The following is a 15,831-nucleotide window of genomic DNA, read 5'->3' as shown; positions in this document are numbered from 1 at the left end:
CCCTGATTCGGGGGCGCTCAAGTCGTTTTCAGGCAGCGACCCATCGACTTATTTGTTGAGTTTCTTGATCAACTCTTTGGTCAGGTCCATATCCGGCTTGGCATAGACAACGGCTTCGCTCGGCAGCACCAGATCCAGGTCATGCTCTTCAAGCAGTGCCTTCACGGCCGCATCCACCTGCGGGCGGGCGTCTTCGAGGAACTTCTGCTTGCGGCTGTTGACGGTTGAGTCCAGACGATTCTTGAGATACTGGAATTCCTGGACCTTGTCCTTGAATTTGCCCGACAGCTCATTGCGCTCGGACTCGTTCATCATAGCACCGTCTTTTTCCAGACGTTCCTTGAGCTTGCGAGCTTCTTCCTGGGCATCCCGGACTTTCTGTTCGTCGTCACTGAACTCGGATTGAAGCTGTTTGCTGAATGCCTGCGCGTCATCCGAAGAAAAAAGAGCGCGGCGCAAGTCCACGACACCAATCTTGGTGTCGGCCAGCGCCGGCACCGCCAGCATCAAGGCCAGGGCTGCGACCATCATCTTCTTCATCATGCTGAAAACTCCTGTTCATTCGTCTTGTTCTGCGCATTGTACCGATTGCGCTGCGCGATTTGAGCCCGGCGATTAATAAGTTTGCCCCAGTGAGAACTGGAACACCTGCGTATTGTCCCCGGATTTATCGTTCAGCGGCTTGGCCAGACTGAAGGCCAGAGGACCAATCGCGGTAATCCACTGGAAGCTGATGCCCGCCGCTGTCCGGACTTCGCCCAGCTTGGGATCGTAACCGCGACTGGTATCGAAGACCTGACCGGCATCCAGGAAGAAGGCCGTCCGCATGGACCGGGTATCGCCGGCAAACGGTGTCGGGAAGATGAGCTCCATGCTGCCTTCGGTCAGCAGGTTACCGCCGAACGGATCCGGATCGGAGTTGTCGCCAACGGCGTTGGTGGCAAGCGGCCCAAGAGAGTTGGCCTCATAACCCCGAACCGAACCATAGCCACCAGCGAAGTAGTTCTCATAGAACGGCAGCTCACTGTTGTTGCCAAAGCCATCGCCATAGCCAATGTCCGTGCGCGTATGGAAGACCCAGGTCTGGTTATCGTTCAGCGGCTGATAGAAGTTGGTCCGGTGAGACGCCTTGTAATACGTCAAGTCACTGCCCGGCACCGCCACATCCAGCGAAATCGACTGGCTGAAACCGGCGGTCGGCAATACGCCGCGGTTCAGCGAGTTGCGAGTCCAACTGCCAGTCAGGTGGAAGGTATCCGAGGTGTCGCCATATTCATCGATAAAGTCGGAGACTTCCTGGGCCGGATAATCATCCAGCTTGATCTTGGTCCGCGTGTAACCGGTACCAAAATTCAGACGGGTGATGCTGTCAATCGGATAGCCAAAATCGATACTGCCGCCATACTCGTCCAGCAGGTAAGAGGTAATATCCTGCTCATCGTAATCGGTCTGGCGCCCGTACAGACTGAAGCCACGACTGACGCCATCAACGGTATAGTAAGGATTGGTGTAGGAGAACTTGGCACTCTGCACCGAATCACTGTGAGTGGCGCCGATCGTGACCTGCTTACCAGTGCCGAAGAAGTTCTTCTCGGAAACGCTGGCCCCCAGGATCACACCGGAACTCTGAGAGAAGCCCAGTGAGGCGGAGAGACTGCCGGTCGGCTGCTCTTCGACGGTGTAATTGACGTCGACCTGGTCGTCATGGCCCGGCACCCGGACGGTTTCCACGTCCACGGTTTTGAAGAAACCCAGTCGTTCCAGTTTCGTCTTGGAGTATTCGATCAGATCGGTCGACGCCACGCCACCTTCCATCTGCACCATTTCCTGGCGCAGAACCTCGTCACGGGTGCTGACGTTCCCCTTGAAGTTGACCCGGCGAACGTAGGCACGCTTACCTGGCTCAACATAGAACGTCACCGATGCGGTGTGATCATCGTGGGTTTCCGGCACCGCGTTGACGTTGGCGAAGGTGTAGCCTTCCTTGCCCAGACGACGAGAAAGACGTTCGGACGTATTGGTCAGCGCCTGCTGTGAGTAGGTATCGCCGGACTTCAGCTTGATCAGATCACGCAGTTCACTTTCTTTCAGGATCAGGTCACCACGCAGTTTGATGTCCGAGATCGTGTACTTCGGCCCCTCATTAATCGCGATGGTGATGAAGACGTCTTTCTTGTCCGGAGAGATGGAGACCTGACTGGACTCCACATTGAAATCGATATACCCGCGATCCAGATACCAAGAGCGCAGCGTTTCCAGATCGCCGCTCAAACGTTCGCGAGCGTACTTGTCGGAGTTGGTGATCGAGGCCCACCAGTTGGATGTTTCCAGTTCGAACTGGTCGAGAAGCTGTTCGTCGGAGAAGGATTCGTTGCCAATGATATTGATATGGCGGATCGAGGCGACTTCGCCCTCGTTGATATCCAGCTTGATCGCCACCCGGTTACGGGGCAACTCTTCCGCCGTCGCCTTGACCCGGGCGCTGTAGCGACCCTGGGCCACATAGGAGCGCTGGATTTCCAGCTCGAGTCGCTCCAGGGTGGCGCGCTTGAACACCTGCCCTTCCTTCAGGCCGGCACTGTCCAGGGCCTGCTTGAGCGCATCGGTCTCGATCGCCTTGTTCCCTTCAATATCGATGGAACTGATGGCTGGCCGCTCCTTGACGGTCAGGACCAGGACGTCATCGTCCCGGCTGGCGCTCAGATCCGTAAACAGCCCGGTACCGAACAGGTTCTTGATCGCATCCGCCAGTGACACTTCGTCGACCGGCTCACCGATATCAACGGGGAAAGCACCAAATACGGTCCCGGCGGACACCCGCTGCAACCCTTCGACTTCTATATCGGATACGACAAACTGGTCAGCCAGAGCCGATGGCAGGACCCCTACTGTGGAAATGAGGCCTACTGCCACACTCAGAAGAGAACGTCTCATTCAGATAATTCGCCTGTTTATGCGCGTACGGAAGGTCGTGATTCTCACAACCGCATCAGGTCGTTGTAAAGAGCAAAGACCATCAATGTCAGGATCATGGCCATCCCTATTCTCACTCCGGCGGCCTGCACCTGCTCGGAGAGCGGTTTGCGCCGAATGGCCTCCAGGCTGTAGAAGAGAATATGGCCGCCGTCCAGAACGGGAACCGGCAACAGGTTCAGCACGCCAAGGCTCACGCTCAGGTACGCCAGGAACTGGATGAAATCCTCGAACCCGGAACTCACGCTTTGCTCGGCAACGCGGGCAATGGTAATGGGGCCGCTGAGATTATTCAAAGACAGCAACCCGGTCACCATCTTCTTGATGGCAATCAGAGTCAGGCGGGTGTCCCCCCAGGTTTCACCCACCGCATGCGGAATAGCTGCCAGGACACCGTATCGGGTATTCCGCATCATCTCGTCCGGCCAGTCGACCGGTTTGACCCCGGCACCGACCAGTCCGATCACCTGACCGTCATCGGTTTCGTGTCGTGCAGGCGTGACGTCCATCTGCCGCTCCTGCCCATCACGCGTCAGCGTCAATGTCAGTGTTTTCTCGGGCGACGCCTGGATCTTCTTGACCAGGGCGAACCAATCCTCCACAGGTGTACCGTTAACCGCTTCGATATGATCGCCGGCCTTCAGGCCCGCCGCTTGTGCACGGCCACCCTCCATAACCTGGCCCAGCACCGCTGGCACATCCGGGCGGTATGGCGCGATACCAAACAGGTCAATCGGATTGGGTTCGTCCTGATCCAACCGCCAGCCCTGGAGATCGGCCGAATGCTCGCTGGTCTGGCCATCTTCCCGGACCGTCATGCGAACCTGGCCATATTCACCGGCACGTTCCAGTAACGAGGCGCCGATGTCGCGCCAGTTGGCTGCCGGCTCGCCGTCGACGCTGATGATTTCCATGCCGGGCGACAACCCCATGCGTTCAGCCACACTGCCCGGCTTGACGTCCCCAACGACCGGCGCGACTGTGGTAACACCCACGACGCTCAACAACCAGTAAGCGAAGATGGCAAACAGGAAATTGGCTGCGGGACCGGCGGCTGCAATGGCGATGCGCTTGCCGGGGGATTTCCGGGTGAAGGCCTGGTCGAGCTGATCGTCGGGCACCGGCCCTTCCCGCTCATCCAGCATCTTGACATAGCCGCCCAGCGGAATCGCGGCCACCGCAAACTCGGTGCCGTGCCGGTCATACCGGGAAAACATGGGCTTGCCGAAGCCGACAGAAAACCGCAAAACCTTCACGCCACACCGGCGGGCCACCCAGAAGTGCCCGTATTCGTGGATGGTGACCAGGATGCCCAGGGTCACGATGAGCGCAAGCGCTGATTCAATAAACTGCATGTTGCTCCGGATTCAAACCAGGTTATGGCCGACCTGCGTGGGGCAGGCTCCGACCGTGACGACGCCCGCCGTCACACGCCTCTTTTTATACCGGCCGACCGCCTCGGGAAAGACACCCGTCAGGAGACCGACCTTACTTGAGGCCAGACACTGAGACCGCGCGTCTGCGAATCTGTTCCGCAGCGAAGGCCCGGGATTCATGATCTTTTTCGAAGATAACGGAAAAACTGTCCGCGGCAACCGCCGGCAACGACGACAGAACCGATTCAATCACGGCCGGAATATCGGTAAAACGGATCTCACGACGCAGGAAGGCGGCAACCGCCTCTTCGTTGGCCGCATTCAGAACGGCTGGCGCGGTACCGCCGCATTCAAACGCCTCTGCTGCAAGCCGCAGGCAGGGGAAACGCTGCAAGTCCGGCCGCTCGAAATGAAAGCGTCCGAGGGCAAACAGATCCAGAGGCGCGACACCGGCATCAATCCGCTCCGGCCATCCCAGCCCATTGGCGATCGGTGTGCGCATATCGGGGCTTCCCAACTGGGCCAGCACCGAGCCATCCACATACTCCACCATGGAGTGGATGATGCTTTCCGGATGCACATGCACCTCAATTTGCGACGGCCGGGTATTGAACAGCCAGCAGGCTTCGATCAGCTCCAGCCCCTTGTTCATCAGACTGGCCGAATCCACCGAAATCTTCTGCCCCATGCTCCAGTTGGGATGGGCGCAGGCCTGCTCGGGAGACACGTCGACCAGCGCGTCCGCCGGCGTTTCGCGGAACGGGCCTCCGGAGGCGGTCAGCAATACCCGCCGGACGCCGGCTCCAGGGAAATTTCGCACCTGGTGCGGCGGCAGGCACTGAAAAATCGCGTTGTGTTCGCTGTCGATCGGTAGCAACTCCGCCCCGCTCTCGGCCACGGCATCCATAAACAGGGCGCCGGACATGACCAGCGCTTCCTTATTGGCGAGCAGCACCCGCTTGCCGGTGCGCACCGCCGCCAGAGTCGACTCGAGACCGGCTGCGCCGACGATGGCGGCCATGACAGTATCGCATTCATCGGCTTCGGCGACGGCAACCAGACCTTCCGGTCCGGATAGCACCTCCACCTGCCACGCCGCCGGCACCTTTTGGTTCAGCTGCGCAGCCGCCTCAGGGTCGGCCATGACGGCATAGCGTGGCCGATGCCGCCGGCACAGCTCAAGCATGCTGTCGACCTGACGACAGGCCGTCAGCGCGAAGACACGGAAACGATCCGGATGACGGGCAATGACATCGAGCGTGCTCAGGCCGATTGAGCCCGTCGCGCCCAGGACGGTTACGTGACGCATGGCGCCCCCAGCAGGTTCATGCAATCGGACTGACCTGAAGCCAGCCCAGCAGGGTAATACACAGGGCAAAGACGGGGATGGCCGCAGTCAGGCTATCAATGCGATCCATGATACCACCGTGACCGGGCAGCAACTGACTGCTGTCCTTGATGCCCCGAAAGCGCTTGAGCATGCTTTCAAGCAAATCCCCAAGCACCGACACCGCCCCCGTAATGAGACTGACGACCAGCAGCAGCCCTGTTTCGGTGGCGCTGCAACCAATCACGAGGCTCACAATCAAAGACAGTGCCGCCACAGCGACCAGCCCGCCCCAGACGCCGGCCCAGGACTTCCCGGGACTGACCCGGGGGGCAAGCTTGGCTTTGCCGAAAGCGCGACCCGCAAAATAGGCGCCGATATCTGCCACCCAAACCACACAAAAGACGTAGAGCAACAGCAGCAGATTATTATCCGCATTGGCCAGGTGAAAATCACCGGAGCGCAACTGGTTCAGACCGACCCATGCGGGGACGAGTACCAGCCCGCCCATGAGCGCCCTGACCGGGACCGGTTGCCACCGTTGACTGCCGCCCGGATAGGCCCGTACCAGCAACAGGGCGACGATCCACCAGATCACCGCCAGCACCAGAACGGTCAGTGCCGTGCTCTGCAACAGCAGGAATAGCACCAGTGCGGTGGCGAGGGCATAGCCAATGCGCGCGGGACCGGCGGTCATGCCGGCCATATTGGCCCACTCCCAGGCGCCGATGGAAATGATGATCCCGGTAAACAGGGCAAAGCCCAGTGGTGGCAGGAAAAAAATACATCCAATGGCGATCGGAGCCAGGATGAGGGCTGTGATGACACGTGTCTTGAGCACAACAGGGCTCGCTCTTGTTATTTATTTGGATTCGGAGCCAGTCGCGGCGGCCTTCTCCAGTTGATCGTCTGTCTGGCCAAAACGACGCTTGCGGCCGGCGTAGGCCTCCAGTGCCGCGAGCATCTCCCGCTCGTCAAAATCCGGCCAGAACACATTGGAAAAGTGGAATTCGGTGTACGCAAGGTGCCACAACAGGAAATTGCTGATGCGCTGCTCTCCGGCGGTACGTATCAGCAGGTCCGGCATGGGCAGATCACCAATGCACAGCCGCTTTTGCAGATGCTCGTCGGTGATGTCGCCCGGTTGCAGGAGGCCATTCTGGACGTCCCGCGCCAGCGACTGTGCCGCCTGTGTAATGTCCCAGTGCCCGCCATAGTTGGCGGCGATCACCAGCGTCATACGCGTGTTCCCGGCCGTCAACTCTTCTGCCCGGGCCATGTGCTCCTGAAGTTTGTCGTTGAACGCGGAGCGATCGCCGATAATGCGCAAGCGGATGTTGTTGCGATGCAGCTTGCGGACTTCGCGCTCCAGAGCCATCAGAAACAGACGCATCAGCGCCGACACTTCATCCTTGGGCCGCCGCCAGTTCTCACTGCTGAATGCAAACAGCGTCAGTACCTCGACGCCATTCCGGGCGCAGGTCTCGACCGTCGAGCGCACTGCGTTGACGCCGGCCTTGTGACCCGCGACTCCCGCCAGCCGGCGCAGCTTCGCCCAGCGATTGTTGCCATCCATGATGATGGCCACATGCCGCGGCGTTGAGGCCGCCGTCACCGGTATGTTGGCGGATAGACTTTCCGTCATGCCTTCCCCTGATACGTCACGGGGGCGCCGGGATCATTGTCCCCGGCCGCCCCCGGTAAGTTCCAGAACAGGAATCAGACCTCCATGAGATCGTCTTCCTTGCTCTTGAGCATCTTTTCGACTTCAGCGATGTAGCGGTCGGTCAGCTTCTGGATCTCTTCCTCGCCCTTACGCTCTTCGTCTTCGGTGATGTCCTTTTCCTTGAGCAGTTCTTTCAGATCGTTGTTCGCGTCACGCCGTGCGTTACGGATGGAGACGCGACCGTGCTCGGCGTCCGCCTTGGCCTGCTTGACCAGCTCGCGACGGCTTTCCTCGGTCAGCATCGGCATGGGCACGCGGATAATATCGCCATTGCTGGCCGGGTTCAGGCCCAGGTCAGACGTCATGATGGCCTTTTCGATGGCCGGGACCATGTTCTTCTCCCACGGGGCAACCGCCAGCGTACGGGAATCTTCAACGTTGACCGCAGCCACCTGTTTCAGCGGAGTTTCCTGGCCGTAGTAGTTGACCGTGACACTGTCCAGGATGGCCGGATGCGCGCGGCCGGTGCGGATCTTGTTGAAGGCCGAGTGCAGCGCGTCCAGACTCTTCTTCATGCGCTTTTCGGCGTCTGACTTGATTTCGTTGATCACTTTGAATTCCTCAATTCAGTCCGTTGCCCGGAAAATGCGTGTTCAGGCTCGGTCGAGCCTTATTCAATCAGTGTACCTTCTGCCTCGCCCACCACGATACGGGTCAGCGCGCCGGACTTGTTCATGTTGAACACGCGAACCGGCATGCCCTGGTCGCGGCACAGGCAAATGGCAGTGAGATCCATGACGCCGAGCTTTTTGTCGAGCACTTCATCATAGGTCAGGCTTTCGTATTTCTCAGCCGAGGGATCCTTGACCGGATCGGCGGAGTAAACGCCGTCGACCTTGGTCGCCTTGAGAACGACGTCGGCATCGATCTCGATGCCCCGCAGACACGCCGCCGAATCCGTCGTGAAGAAGGGGTTCCCGGTACCGGCACAGAAAATCACCACGTCGCCGTCTTTCAGGTCGCGCACGGCCCGGCGACGGTCGTAATGCTCGACAATACCACTCATCGGAATGGCGGACATAACGCGCGTGCGGATGTTGGAGCGTTCCAACGCATCCCGCATTGCCAGTCCGTTCATCATGGTTGCCAGCATGCCCATATGGTCGCCGGTCACCCGATCCATACCCGCTGCGTTGAGCGCGGCACCCCGGAAAAGATTACCCCCGCCGATGACCAGCCCCACCTGGACACCAATACCGATCAATGCGCCGATCTCCAGCGCCATGCGATCAAGGACCTTGGGGTCAATGCCGAAATCCTGCTCACCCATCAGGGCTTCGCCGCTGAGCTTGAGAAGGACGCGTTTGTATTTGGGCTGGGACTGCGAGTGTTTCGGCATGGCGAGGGTTCCCCTAATGGCGTGAACGATGACTTGACGGCCGACAACGCCCGTCGCCGCCGAAGCTCGCCGTCGCAGACGTTATCAGGGTCAGGGCTGCATCCGGAACGGCCCGACGTCAGACCGTTTCGGATGCAACCCGCGGCGGCGCCGCCGGAACGGCGCGCGACGCGGCTTGCAGAAGCGGGATCAGGCCTTGCCGGTACCTGCCGCCGCAGCCACTTCTGCAGCGAAATCCACTTCTTCTTTCTCGATGCCTTCACCGACTTCCAGACGGATGAAACCGGCCAGTTCGGCACCCTGCTCTTTCAGCAGCGCCTTGACGGTCTGATCCGGGTTCTTCACGAAAGGCTGTTCCACGAGGCTATTTTCCTTCAGGAACTTGTTGATCCGGCCGGTCATCATCTTCTCGACGATTTCCTCCGGCTTGCCTTCCATGTCCGGCTGCGCGCGGATGATGTCCTTCTCTTTCTCGACTTCGTCCTGCGGCATTTCGTCCGGCTTGCCAACCCGCGGGTTAACGGCCGCGACGTGCATGGCGATGTCACGGGCGGTTTCGGCGTTGCCACCGGTCAGGGCCACAACAGAAGCAATCTTGCTGTTGCTGTGAACGTAGCCGTCAACCACGTCGCCTTCGATCTTCAGGATGCGACGAACAGTGATGTTCTCACCGATCTTCTGGACCAGCGCTTCACGCTTGCCTTCCAGATCGCCTTCCATCAACTTGGCCACGTCAGTCTCACCGGTCTTGACCGCAACTTCCAGAACTTCGTTGGCAAAAGTCATGAAGTTATCGTCACGTGCGACGAAGTCAGTCTCGGAGTTCACTTCCAGCAGCGTGGCGCTCTTGTTGTCGTCGGCAACGCTCAGCACGGCAACACCTTCAGCCGCAGTACGGCCGGCCTTCTTGGCCGCTTTCAGGCCGGAAGACTTGCGCAGCTCTTCAATCGCGTTTTCAACACTGCCCTCGGCTTCAACCAGTGCTTTCTTGCACTCCATCATGCCCAGACCCGTGCGATCACGCAGCTCTTTGACCATTGCAGCGGTAATAGCAGCCATGTTCAATCCTCTCGTTTTCAATATCCAGTCAATGACGCCCGTGGTTGGGCGCCACCTCTTTAATTCGCGGGGCCGACCGGGTATGCATGCGGTCGACCCTGTGTCACTGCGAGCACCTGCAACCCTTACAAAAAAGGGGGACTCAGCCCCCCTTTTTCGTCGCTGAATCTGAATCAGCCGGTTGCACCGCCTTATTCAGCAGCCGGTGCGTCTTCTTCGCTGACTTCAACGAACTCATCAGCACCGGTGCCACCCTGGCTCGCTTCGAGGCAGGTATCGGCAACGGCTTTCACGTAGATCTGGATCGCACGGATCGCATCGTCGTTACCCGGGATCACGTAATCGACGCCGTCCGGATCGCTGTTGGTATCGACAACGCCGATAACCGGGATGCCCAACTTGTTGGCTTCCTTGATGGCGATGCGCTCGTGGTCCACGTCAATCACGAACAGTGCGTCCGGCAGGCCGCCCATGTCCTTGATACCGCCGATGCTGCGCTCGAGCTTGTCCATCTCACGGGTGCGCTCCAGCGCTTCCTTCTTGGTCAGCTTGTCGAAGGTACCGTCCTGGCTCTGGGTTTCCAGATCACGGTAGCGACGAATGGACTGACGGATCGTCTTGTAGTTGGTCAGCATACCGCCCAACCAGCGATGGTTGACGTACGGCTGGTTGGCGCGCTGAGCCTCTTCCTTGATGATCTTGGCCGCGGCGCGCTTGGTGCCAACGAACAGGATCTTGTTCTTGTTCTCGGCCAGCTGACGGATGAAGTTCAGCGCTTCGTCCATGGCCGGAACAGTCTGTTCCAGGTTGATGATATGAATCTTGTTGCGGGCGCCGAAGATGAACTTCGACATTTTCGGGTTCCAGTAACGAGTCTGGTGACCGAAGTGAGCGCCTGCCTTGAGCAGGTCACGCATGTTGACTTGTGCCATGATCAATACCTTTCAAACTTTGGGTTAGTCCTCCACGTGTCCAATTGCCCAACCTGCAGGATCCAATCCTGACAAGCACCCTGGGTCAACGTGTCGACACATGTGTGTTTTTTGCTGATCACTACCTGAACAAGCGTCCGGACAATGGCTTCAGCGGGCGCGTTTATACCATATGAGCGCCCAAATACGCCACTTGTTTTTCATTAACGCACTACGCATTTGCCGAAGATCAAGGCCTTATAATGATGCCTATATAGAGCGGGCATATGGTCCAATTAGAAAGCGTTGCCTTGTACCATCCGTGGCACCTCCCTAAAATGGGCGCTTAATCCGTGTGAAGGAAAGCCTTACTGATGCAGGTATCGATCAAGACCCCTGAGGAAATTGAAAAGATGCGTGTGGCCGGCCGCCTGGCCGCCGATGTGCTGGAGATGATCGGTGAACACGTCAAGCCCGGCGTAACCACTGAAGAGCTGGACCGCATTTGCCATGACTATATTGTCAACGTCCAGAAGGCTATCCCGGCGCCCCTGAACTACAAGGGCTTTCCGAAATCGATCTGCACGTCCGTCAACCATGTCGTCTGCCACGGCATTCCGAGCGAGAAGAAAGTGCTCAAGAACGGCGACACGCTGAATATCGATGTCACGGTGATCAAAGACGAGTTCCACGGCGACACCAGCAAGATGTTCTTTGTAGGCGAACCCAAGATTGCGGCGGAACGACTCGTGCGCATTACCCAGGAATGCCTCTATAAAGGGATCGAGCTTGTCCGCCCAGGCACCCGTCTTGGCGATATCGGCCATGTCATCCAGCAGCATGCGGAGAAGAGCCGCTATTCGGTCGTTCGCGACTATTGCGGGCACGGCATCGGGCGCGTCTTCCACGAGGAGCCTCAGGTTATGCATTATGGCCGTCCGGGCACCGGTTTCGAGCTGCAGGAAGGCATGACCTTTACCATCGAGCCAATGATCAACCAGGGCAAGTACCACTGCAAACTGCTACCGGATGGCTGGACCGTGGTCACCAAGGATCACAAGCTGTCAGCCCAGTGGGAGCACACCATCCTGGTGACGGCCGATGGCCACGAAGTGCTGACGAAGCGCTCGGACGAGACGTTTTAAGCCAGCAGAGCAACCCGATCCTGCCCTATAGTGTCTCAGGCCGGGTTGCCCGGCCTGCCATCAGCCGCCGAGGCCACGACTACCATGGCGACAGCCGACGTCCTTGATACAGCCAGTCTGGAAGCCCAGATCGCCGAAGCGCCTTCACCGATCGGGCCGGCCAGGCAAGCCCTGAAGGCCACTTTCGAGACCCACGCCCAGGCGTTTCGTAACGGCGCTGATGTCCGTGAACTGGTCATGGCCCGGGCGCTTTCGGTCGATCGCATCCTGGCCCTGCTCTGGAGTCGTTACGAGTTTGCCGCATCGGACGATATTGCCCTGATTGCCGTCGGGGGATATGGCCGCGGGGAGCTCCACCCCCACTCGGATATCGACCTTCTGATACTCACGCGCGATCAGGTCCATGAAGCGTGGCAGGAGGACCTGACCAGCTTTATCACCCTGCTTTGGGATCTGCGCCTGGATATCGGCCACAGCGTCCGCAGCATCGAGGAAAGCAAGGCCGCAGCGCGGGACGACGTCACCATCCTCACCAACTTGCTGGAAACCCGCACCATCGCCGGCCCGGACAGCCTGCGTGCGACCCTTTCGGAACAGGTCTACTCAGACGACGTCAGTGCCGATCGAGCCTATTTCATCGCCAAGCGGGAAGAACAGCGCCGTCGCCACGAAAAATACGGCGACACCGAGTACAACCTGGAACCCAACATCAAGGGCTCGCCCGGCGGCTTGAGGGACATCCAGACCATCGGCTGGATCACCAAGCGCCACTTTGGCCTGGAGTCCATCGCCGACCTGACCCGGTTCAGCATTCTCACCGAGGAGGAATACCAGATCATCCTCAACGGCGAGAACTTCCTATGGCGCCTTCGCTACGGATTGCAGCTGATCGCCGACCGCAACGAAAACCGCCTGCTGTTCGACCACCAGCGCGCCCTGGCCGAGATGCTCGGATACCACGACAAAGGCAAACGCCTGGGCGTGGAAATCATGATGCAGGAGTATTACCGCACGGTCCTGGCCCTGGCGGAGCTGACGGACGTGATCCTGCAGTACTACGACGAGGCGATTCTGGGCTCCGACGGCAACGACGACATCCGCCCCATCAACAAGCGCTTCCAGATCCGCAACGGTTACATCGAGGCCACCAACAACCAGGTGTTTGCCTACGCGCCCTATGCGCTGATGGAAATCTTCGTGTTGATGGCCCAGAACCCGACCATCCGCGGCATCCGGGCAACCACCATCCGATCACTACGGGCCCACCGTCATTTGATCGACGACGCGTTCCGCTCCGACCTCGCGGTCACCACCTTGTTCATGGAGCTGCTGCGCACGCCGCACGCCCTCGACCAGACCCTGTCCTTCATGAAGAAGTACAATGTGCTGGGCCGCTACCTGCCCGAATTCGGGGCCATTATCGGGCAGATGCAGTACGACCTGTTCCATATATTCACGGTCGACGCCCATACCCTGCGGGTGATCCGCAACATGGTGCAGATGAGTGGCGACGAGGCACTCTCCAACTTCCCGCTCGCCTCACGCCTGGTGCATCGCCTGCCCAAGCTGGAAAACCTCTATATTGCCGGCCTGTACCACGACATCGCCAAGGGCCGCGGCGGCGACCACTCGGAACTGGGCGCCGAGGAAGCCATCGACTTTTGCGACCGCCATCACCTGAGCCAACGGGACACCCACCTGATTGCCTGGCTCGTGGAAAACCACCTCCTGATGTCGATGACCGCCCAGCGCAAGGACATCTCCGACCCGGACATCATCCACGCCTTCGCCCGGGCCGTGCCCAGTCAGGTGCACCTGGACTACCTGTACGTGCTGACGGTTTGCGACATCAGCGCGACCAATCCGAAACTCTGGAATACCTGGCGCGCCTCCCTGCTGCGCCAGCTCTACATCGAGGCCAAGCGAGCCCTGCGCCGGGGGTCAGAGACACCGGTGGACCGCAACGAGTGGATCAAGGCCACCCAATCCGAGGCCCGGGAAATCCTGCTGGCCCAGAACATTACCGACGAGCAGATCGATGCCATCTGGGATGTGATGGACGAGGACTACTTCCTGCAGGATTCCACCGTCGACATCGCCTGGCAGACCGCCGCCATTATCCGTCACGGCAACGATCCCGATCCGCTGGTCATGATCCGCGATACCCGCGGCGGGCCAACCGATGGCTTTTCGCAGATCGTGATCTACATGAAAGACCGGGCGGCTCTCTTCGCGGCCACAACCGCCGTGCTCGAACAACTTAACCTCAACATCGTTGACGCCCGCATCAGCAGCAGCGACGGCCCTTATTCCATCAGCGCCTACGTGGTGCTGGATGAACAGGGCCAGCCGCTGGGCAAGGACCAGGCGCGCAAGGAACGGGTTCGCCAGCGCCTGATTGAGGAGCTGGACGATCCCGAGGATTACCCGGACATCATCCATCGCCGCACACCGCGACAGCTCAAGCACTTCTCGTTCCCGACCCAGGTCACCTTTTCCAATGACACGGTGAACCAGCGGACCGTTATGGAAGTCATCACACCGGACCGCCCCGGCCTGCTGGCGCGTATCGGCAGCATCCTGCTGGAAAACAACGTTCGGCTGACCAACGCCAAGATCGCCACGCTGGGCGAGCGAGTCGAAGACGTATTCTTCGTCACCGACGAGGAAGGTGCACCGCTCAGTGACCCTGTCGTCTGCCAGGCCTTACAGGACGACCTGTGCCGCCAGCTGGACGAGAGCGTGGGCGTCTAAATTTTCTCAGAGAACCAAGCATGAATCCGAATCTCGACCGTCTTCATCCCTACCCGTTTGAGAAACTGGCGCAACTCAAGGCCGGCATCACGCCGCCCGCGTCGCTCGCACCGATCGCCCTGGGCATTGGTGAGCCCAAGCACGCCGCACCCTCTTTCGTAAAGGACGTGGTGCGTGACAACCTGGACCGTCTGGCCAACTACCCGACGACCAAAGGGATGGAAGAGCTGCGCCAGACCATCGCCGACTGGGCCACGGCGCGTTTTGAGCTGACCCCGGGCACATTAACGGCAGCCGATCACATCATTCCTGTGAACGGCACGCGGGAAGCCATCTTCTCCCTCGCCCAGGCTGTCGTGAACCCGATTCCGGGCGCGAAAGTGGTCATGCCCAACCCGTTCTACCAGATCTATGAGGGGGCCGCGTTCCTGGCCGGCGCCGAGCCGCACTTCCTGCCCTGCGAGGCGGACAGCCATTTCATCCCGGATTTCGAAGCGGTGACCAGCGAGGTCTGGGATCGCTGCCAGATCCTTTACCTGTGCTCGCCGGGTAACCCGAGCGGCAGCGTCATTCCCCGGGATACGCTCAAGCGGCTGATCGAGCTGGCTGACCGGCACGATTTCCTGATTGCGTCGGATGAGTGTTATTCCGAACTCTATCCGGACGAGAACAATCCGCCGGAAGGCCTGTTGCAGACCTGCGCCGCCATCGGTCGCGATGACTATGCGCGCTGCATTGTCTTCCACAGTCTGTCGAAACGCAGCAACCTGCCGGGCCTGCGTTCGGGCTTCGTGGCTGGCGACGCCCAAGTGCTCAAGGAATACCTGCGCTACCGCACCTATCACGGCTCGTCCATGCCAATCCAGCACCAGCTGGCCAGCATCGCCGCCTGGCAGGATGAAGATCACGTGCGGGAAAATCGCGCCGCCTATCGCGAGAAATTCGATGCGGTGGTGCCCATCCTGTCCGAGGTGATGCGCGTATCGGCCCCGGATGCCGGCTTCTACCTGTGGCCGGAGACACCCTTCGCCGATGACATCTTCGCCCGTGACCTGGCGGCCCGGCAGAACGTTCATGTACTGCCGGGACGCTATCTGTCCCGCGACGTCAGCGGACGAAACCCAGGGGAAAACCGAATCCGTATGGCGCTGGTTGCACCGCTGGCCGAATGCATCGAGGCCGCCGAACGCATCCGCACCTTCATTCAGGAGCAGTAAGGCC

Annotated in this window: 13 protein-coding genes; 3 read left to right on the top strand and 10 right to left on the bottom strand. The window is 59.6% G+C overall.

Features of this window, described 5'->3' with window-relative positions; all coding sequences use genetic code 11:
* Positions 1 to 48: 48 nt before the first annotated feature.
* The 10 genes from J3364_RS20555 to rpsB form a co-directional block, all read right to left on the bottom strand.
* Positions 49 to 543 carry an OmpH/Skp family outer membrane protein gene (locus J3364_RS20555; RefSeq protein WP_123634984.1) on the bottom strand — a complete coding sequence of 165 codons (495 nt, stop codon included), beginning with the start codon at positions 541 to 543 and terminating at the stop codon, positions 49 to 51.
* Between the two features lie 72 nt (positions 544 to 615).
* Complete coding sequence (gene bamA, locus J3364_RS20550) at positions 616 to 2,934, bottom strand: outer membrane protein assembly factor BamA (protein WP_349560023.1); 2,319 nt, start codon at positions 2,932 to 2,934, stop codon at positions 616 to 618.
* A 44-nt stretch (positions 2,935 to 2,978) separates the two neighbouring features.
* Positions 2,979 to 4,328 (bottom strand): RIP metalloprotease RseP, encoded by a 1,350-nt coding sequence (rseP, locus tag J3364_RS20545; protein WP_349560022.1) that lies wholly within the window; start codon positions 4,326 to 4,328, stop codon positions 2,979 to 2,981.
* A 133-nt stretch (positions 4,329 to 4,461) separates the two neighbouring features.
* The gene (gene ispC, locus J3364_RS20540) at positions 4,462 to 5,658 is read right to left on the bottom strand and encodes a 1-deoxy-D-xylulose-5-phosphate reductoisomerase (protein WP_349560021.1); all 1,197 of its coding nucleotides are present in this window, start codon (positions 5,656 to 5,658) and stop codon (positions 4,462 to 4,464) included.
* Between the two features lie 16 nt (positions 5,659 to 5,674).
* On the bottom strand, positions 5,675 to 6,517 hold the full coding sequence (locus J3364_RS20535) for a phosphatidate cytidylyltransferase (protein WP_349560020.1): 843 nt from the start codon (positions 6,515 to 6,517) through the stop codon (positions 5,675 to 5,677).
* Between the two features lie 21 nt (positions 6,518 to 6,538).
* On the bottom strand, positions 6,539 to 7,321 hold the full coding sequence (uppS, locus tag J3364_RS20530; RefSeq protein ID WP_123634989.1) for a polyprenyl diphosphate synthase: 783 nt from the start codon (positions 7,319 to 7,321) through the stop codon (positions 6,539 to 6,541).
* A gap of 74 nt (positions 7,322 to 7,395) precedes the next feature.
* On the bottom strand, positions 7,396 to 7,953 hold the full coding sequence (frr, locus tag J3364_RS20525) for a ribosome recycling factor (protein ID WP_349560019.1): 558 nt from the start codon (positions 7,951 to 7,953) through the stop codon (positions 7,396 to 7,398).
* Positions 7,954 to 8,012: 59 nt separating this feature from the next.
* The gene (pyrH, locus tag J3364_RS20520; protein ID WP_123634991.1) at positions 8,013 to 8,741 is read right to left on the bottom strand and encodes a UMP kinase; all 729 of its coding nucleotides are present in this window, start codon (positions 8,739 to 8,741) and stop codon (positions 8,013 to 8,015) included.
* A 189-nt stretch (positions 8,742 to 8,930) separates the two neighbouring features.
* Positions 8,931 to 9,800: a translation elongation factor Ts gene (gene tsf, locus J3364_RS20515; RefSeq protein WP_349560018.1), complete on the bottom strand. Its 870-nt coding sequence runs from the start codon at positions 9,798 to 9,800 to the stop codon at positions 8,931 to 8,933.
* 191 nt (positions 9,801 to 9,991) lie between these two features.
* Complete coding sequence (gene rpsB, locus J3364_RS20510) at positions 9,992 to 10,732, bottom strand: 30S ribosomal protein S2 (RefSeq protein ID WP_123634993.1); 741 nt, start codon at positions 10,730 to 10,732, stop codon at positions 9,992 to 9,994.
* Between the two features lie 353 nt (positions 10,733 to 11,085).
* Between rpsB and map the strand changes: the two genes are divergently transcribed.
* From map to dapC, 3 genes are all read left to right on the top strand, one after another.
* Positions 11,086 to 11,856: a type I methionyl aminopeptidase gene (gene map, locus J3364_RS20505; protein ID WP_123634994.1), complete on the top strand. Its 771-nt coding sequence runs from the start codon at positions 11,086 to 11,088 to the stop codon at positions 11,854 to 11,856.
* Positions 11,857 to 11,940: 84 nt separating this feature from the next.
* Complete coding sequence (locus J3364_RS20500; RefSeq protein WP_349560017.1) at positions 11,941 to 14,610, top strand: [protein-PII] uridylyltransferase; 2,670 nt, start codon at positions 11,941 to 11,943, stop codon at positions 14,608 to 14,610.
* A 20-nt stretch (positions 14,611 to 14,630) separates the two neighbouring features.
* Positions 14,631 to 15,827, top strand: a complete 1,197-nt coding sequence (gene dapC / locus J3364_RS20495) for a succinyldiaminopimelate transaminase (RefSeq protein WP_349560016.1) — start codon at positions 14,631 to 14,633, stop codon at positions 15,825 to 15,827.
* Positions 15,828 to 15,831: the final 4 nt, after the last annotated feature.

This window comes from Marinobacter sp. NFXS9, from assembly GCF_040148665.1.
Classification (GTDB): domain Bacteria; phylum Pseudomonadota; class Gammaproteobacteria; order Pseudomonadales; family Oleiphilaceae; genus Marinobacter_A; species Marinobacter_A mangrovi.
Note: the sequence above shows the minus strand (reverse complement) of the source record. Positions and strands in the feature narration are given on the sequence as shown.

Excerpts from the sequence above, each read along its gene's own strand:
- J3364_RS20555 (WP_123634984.1), bottom strand. The coding sequence starts at position 543 with ATGATGAAGAAGATGATGGTCGCAGCCCTGGCCTTGATGCTGGCGGTG.
- bamA (WP_349560023.1), bottom strand. The coding sequence starts at position 2,934 with ATGAGACGTTCTCTTCTGAGTGTGGCAGTAGGCCTCATTTCCACAGTA.
- rseP (WP_349560022.1), bottom strand. The coding sequence starts at position 4,328 with ATGCAGTTTATTGAATCAGCGCTTGCGCTCATCGTGACCCTGGGCATC.
- ispC (WP_349560021.1), bottom strand. The coding sequence starts at position 5,658 with ATGCGTCACGTAACCGTCCTGGGCGCGACGGGCTCAATCGGCCTGAGC.
- uppS (WP_123634989.1), bottom strand. The coding sequence starts at position 7,321 with ATGACGGAAAGTCTATCCGCCAACATACCGGTGACGGCGGCCTCAACG.
- pyrH (WP_123634991.1), bottom strand. The coding sequence starts at position 8,741 with ATGCCGAAACACTCGCAGTCCCAGCCCAAATACAAACGCGTCCTTCTC.
- tsf (WP_349560018.1), bottom strand. The coding sequence starts at position 9,800 with ATGGCTGCTATTACCGCTGCAATGGTCAAAGAGCTGCGTGATCGCACG.
- rpsB (WP_123634993.1), bottom strand. The coding sequence starts at position 10,732 with ATGGCACAAGTCAACATGCGTGACCTGCTCAAGGCAGGCGCTCACTTC.
- map (WP_123634994.1), top strand. The coding sequence starts at position 11,086 with ATGCAGGTATCGATCAAGACCCCTGAGGAAATTGAAAAGATGCGTGTG.
- J3364_RS20500 (WP_349560017.1), top strand. The coding sequence starts at position 11,941 with ATGGCGACAGCCGACGTCCTTGATACAGCCAGTCTGGAAGCCCAGATC.
- dapC (WP_349560016.1), top strand. The coding sequence starts at position 14,631 with ATGAATCCGAATCTCGACCGTCTTCATCCCTACCCGTTTGAGAAACTG.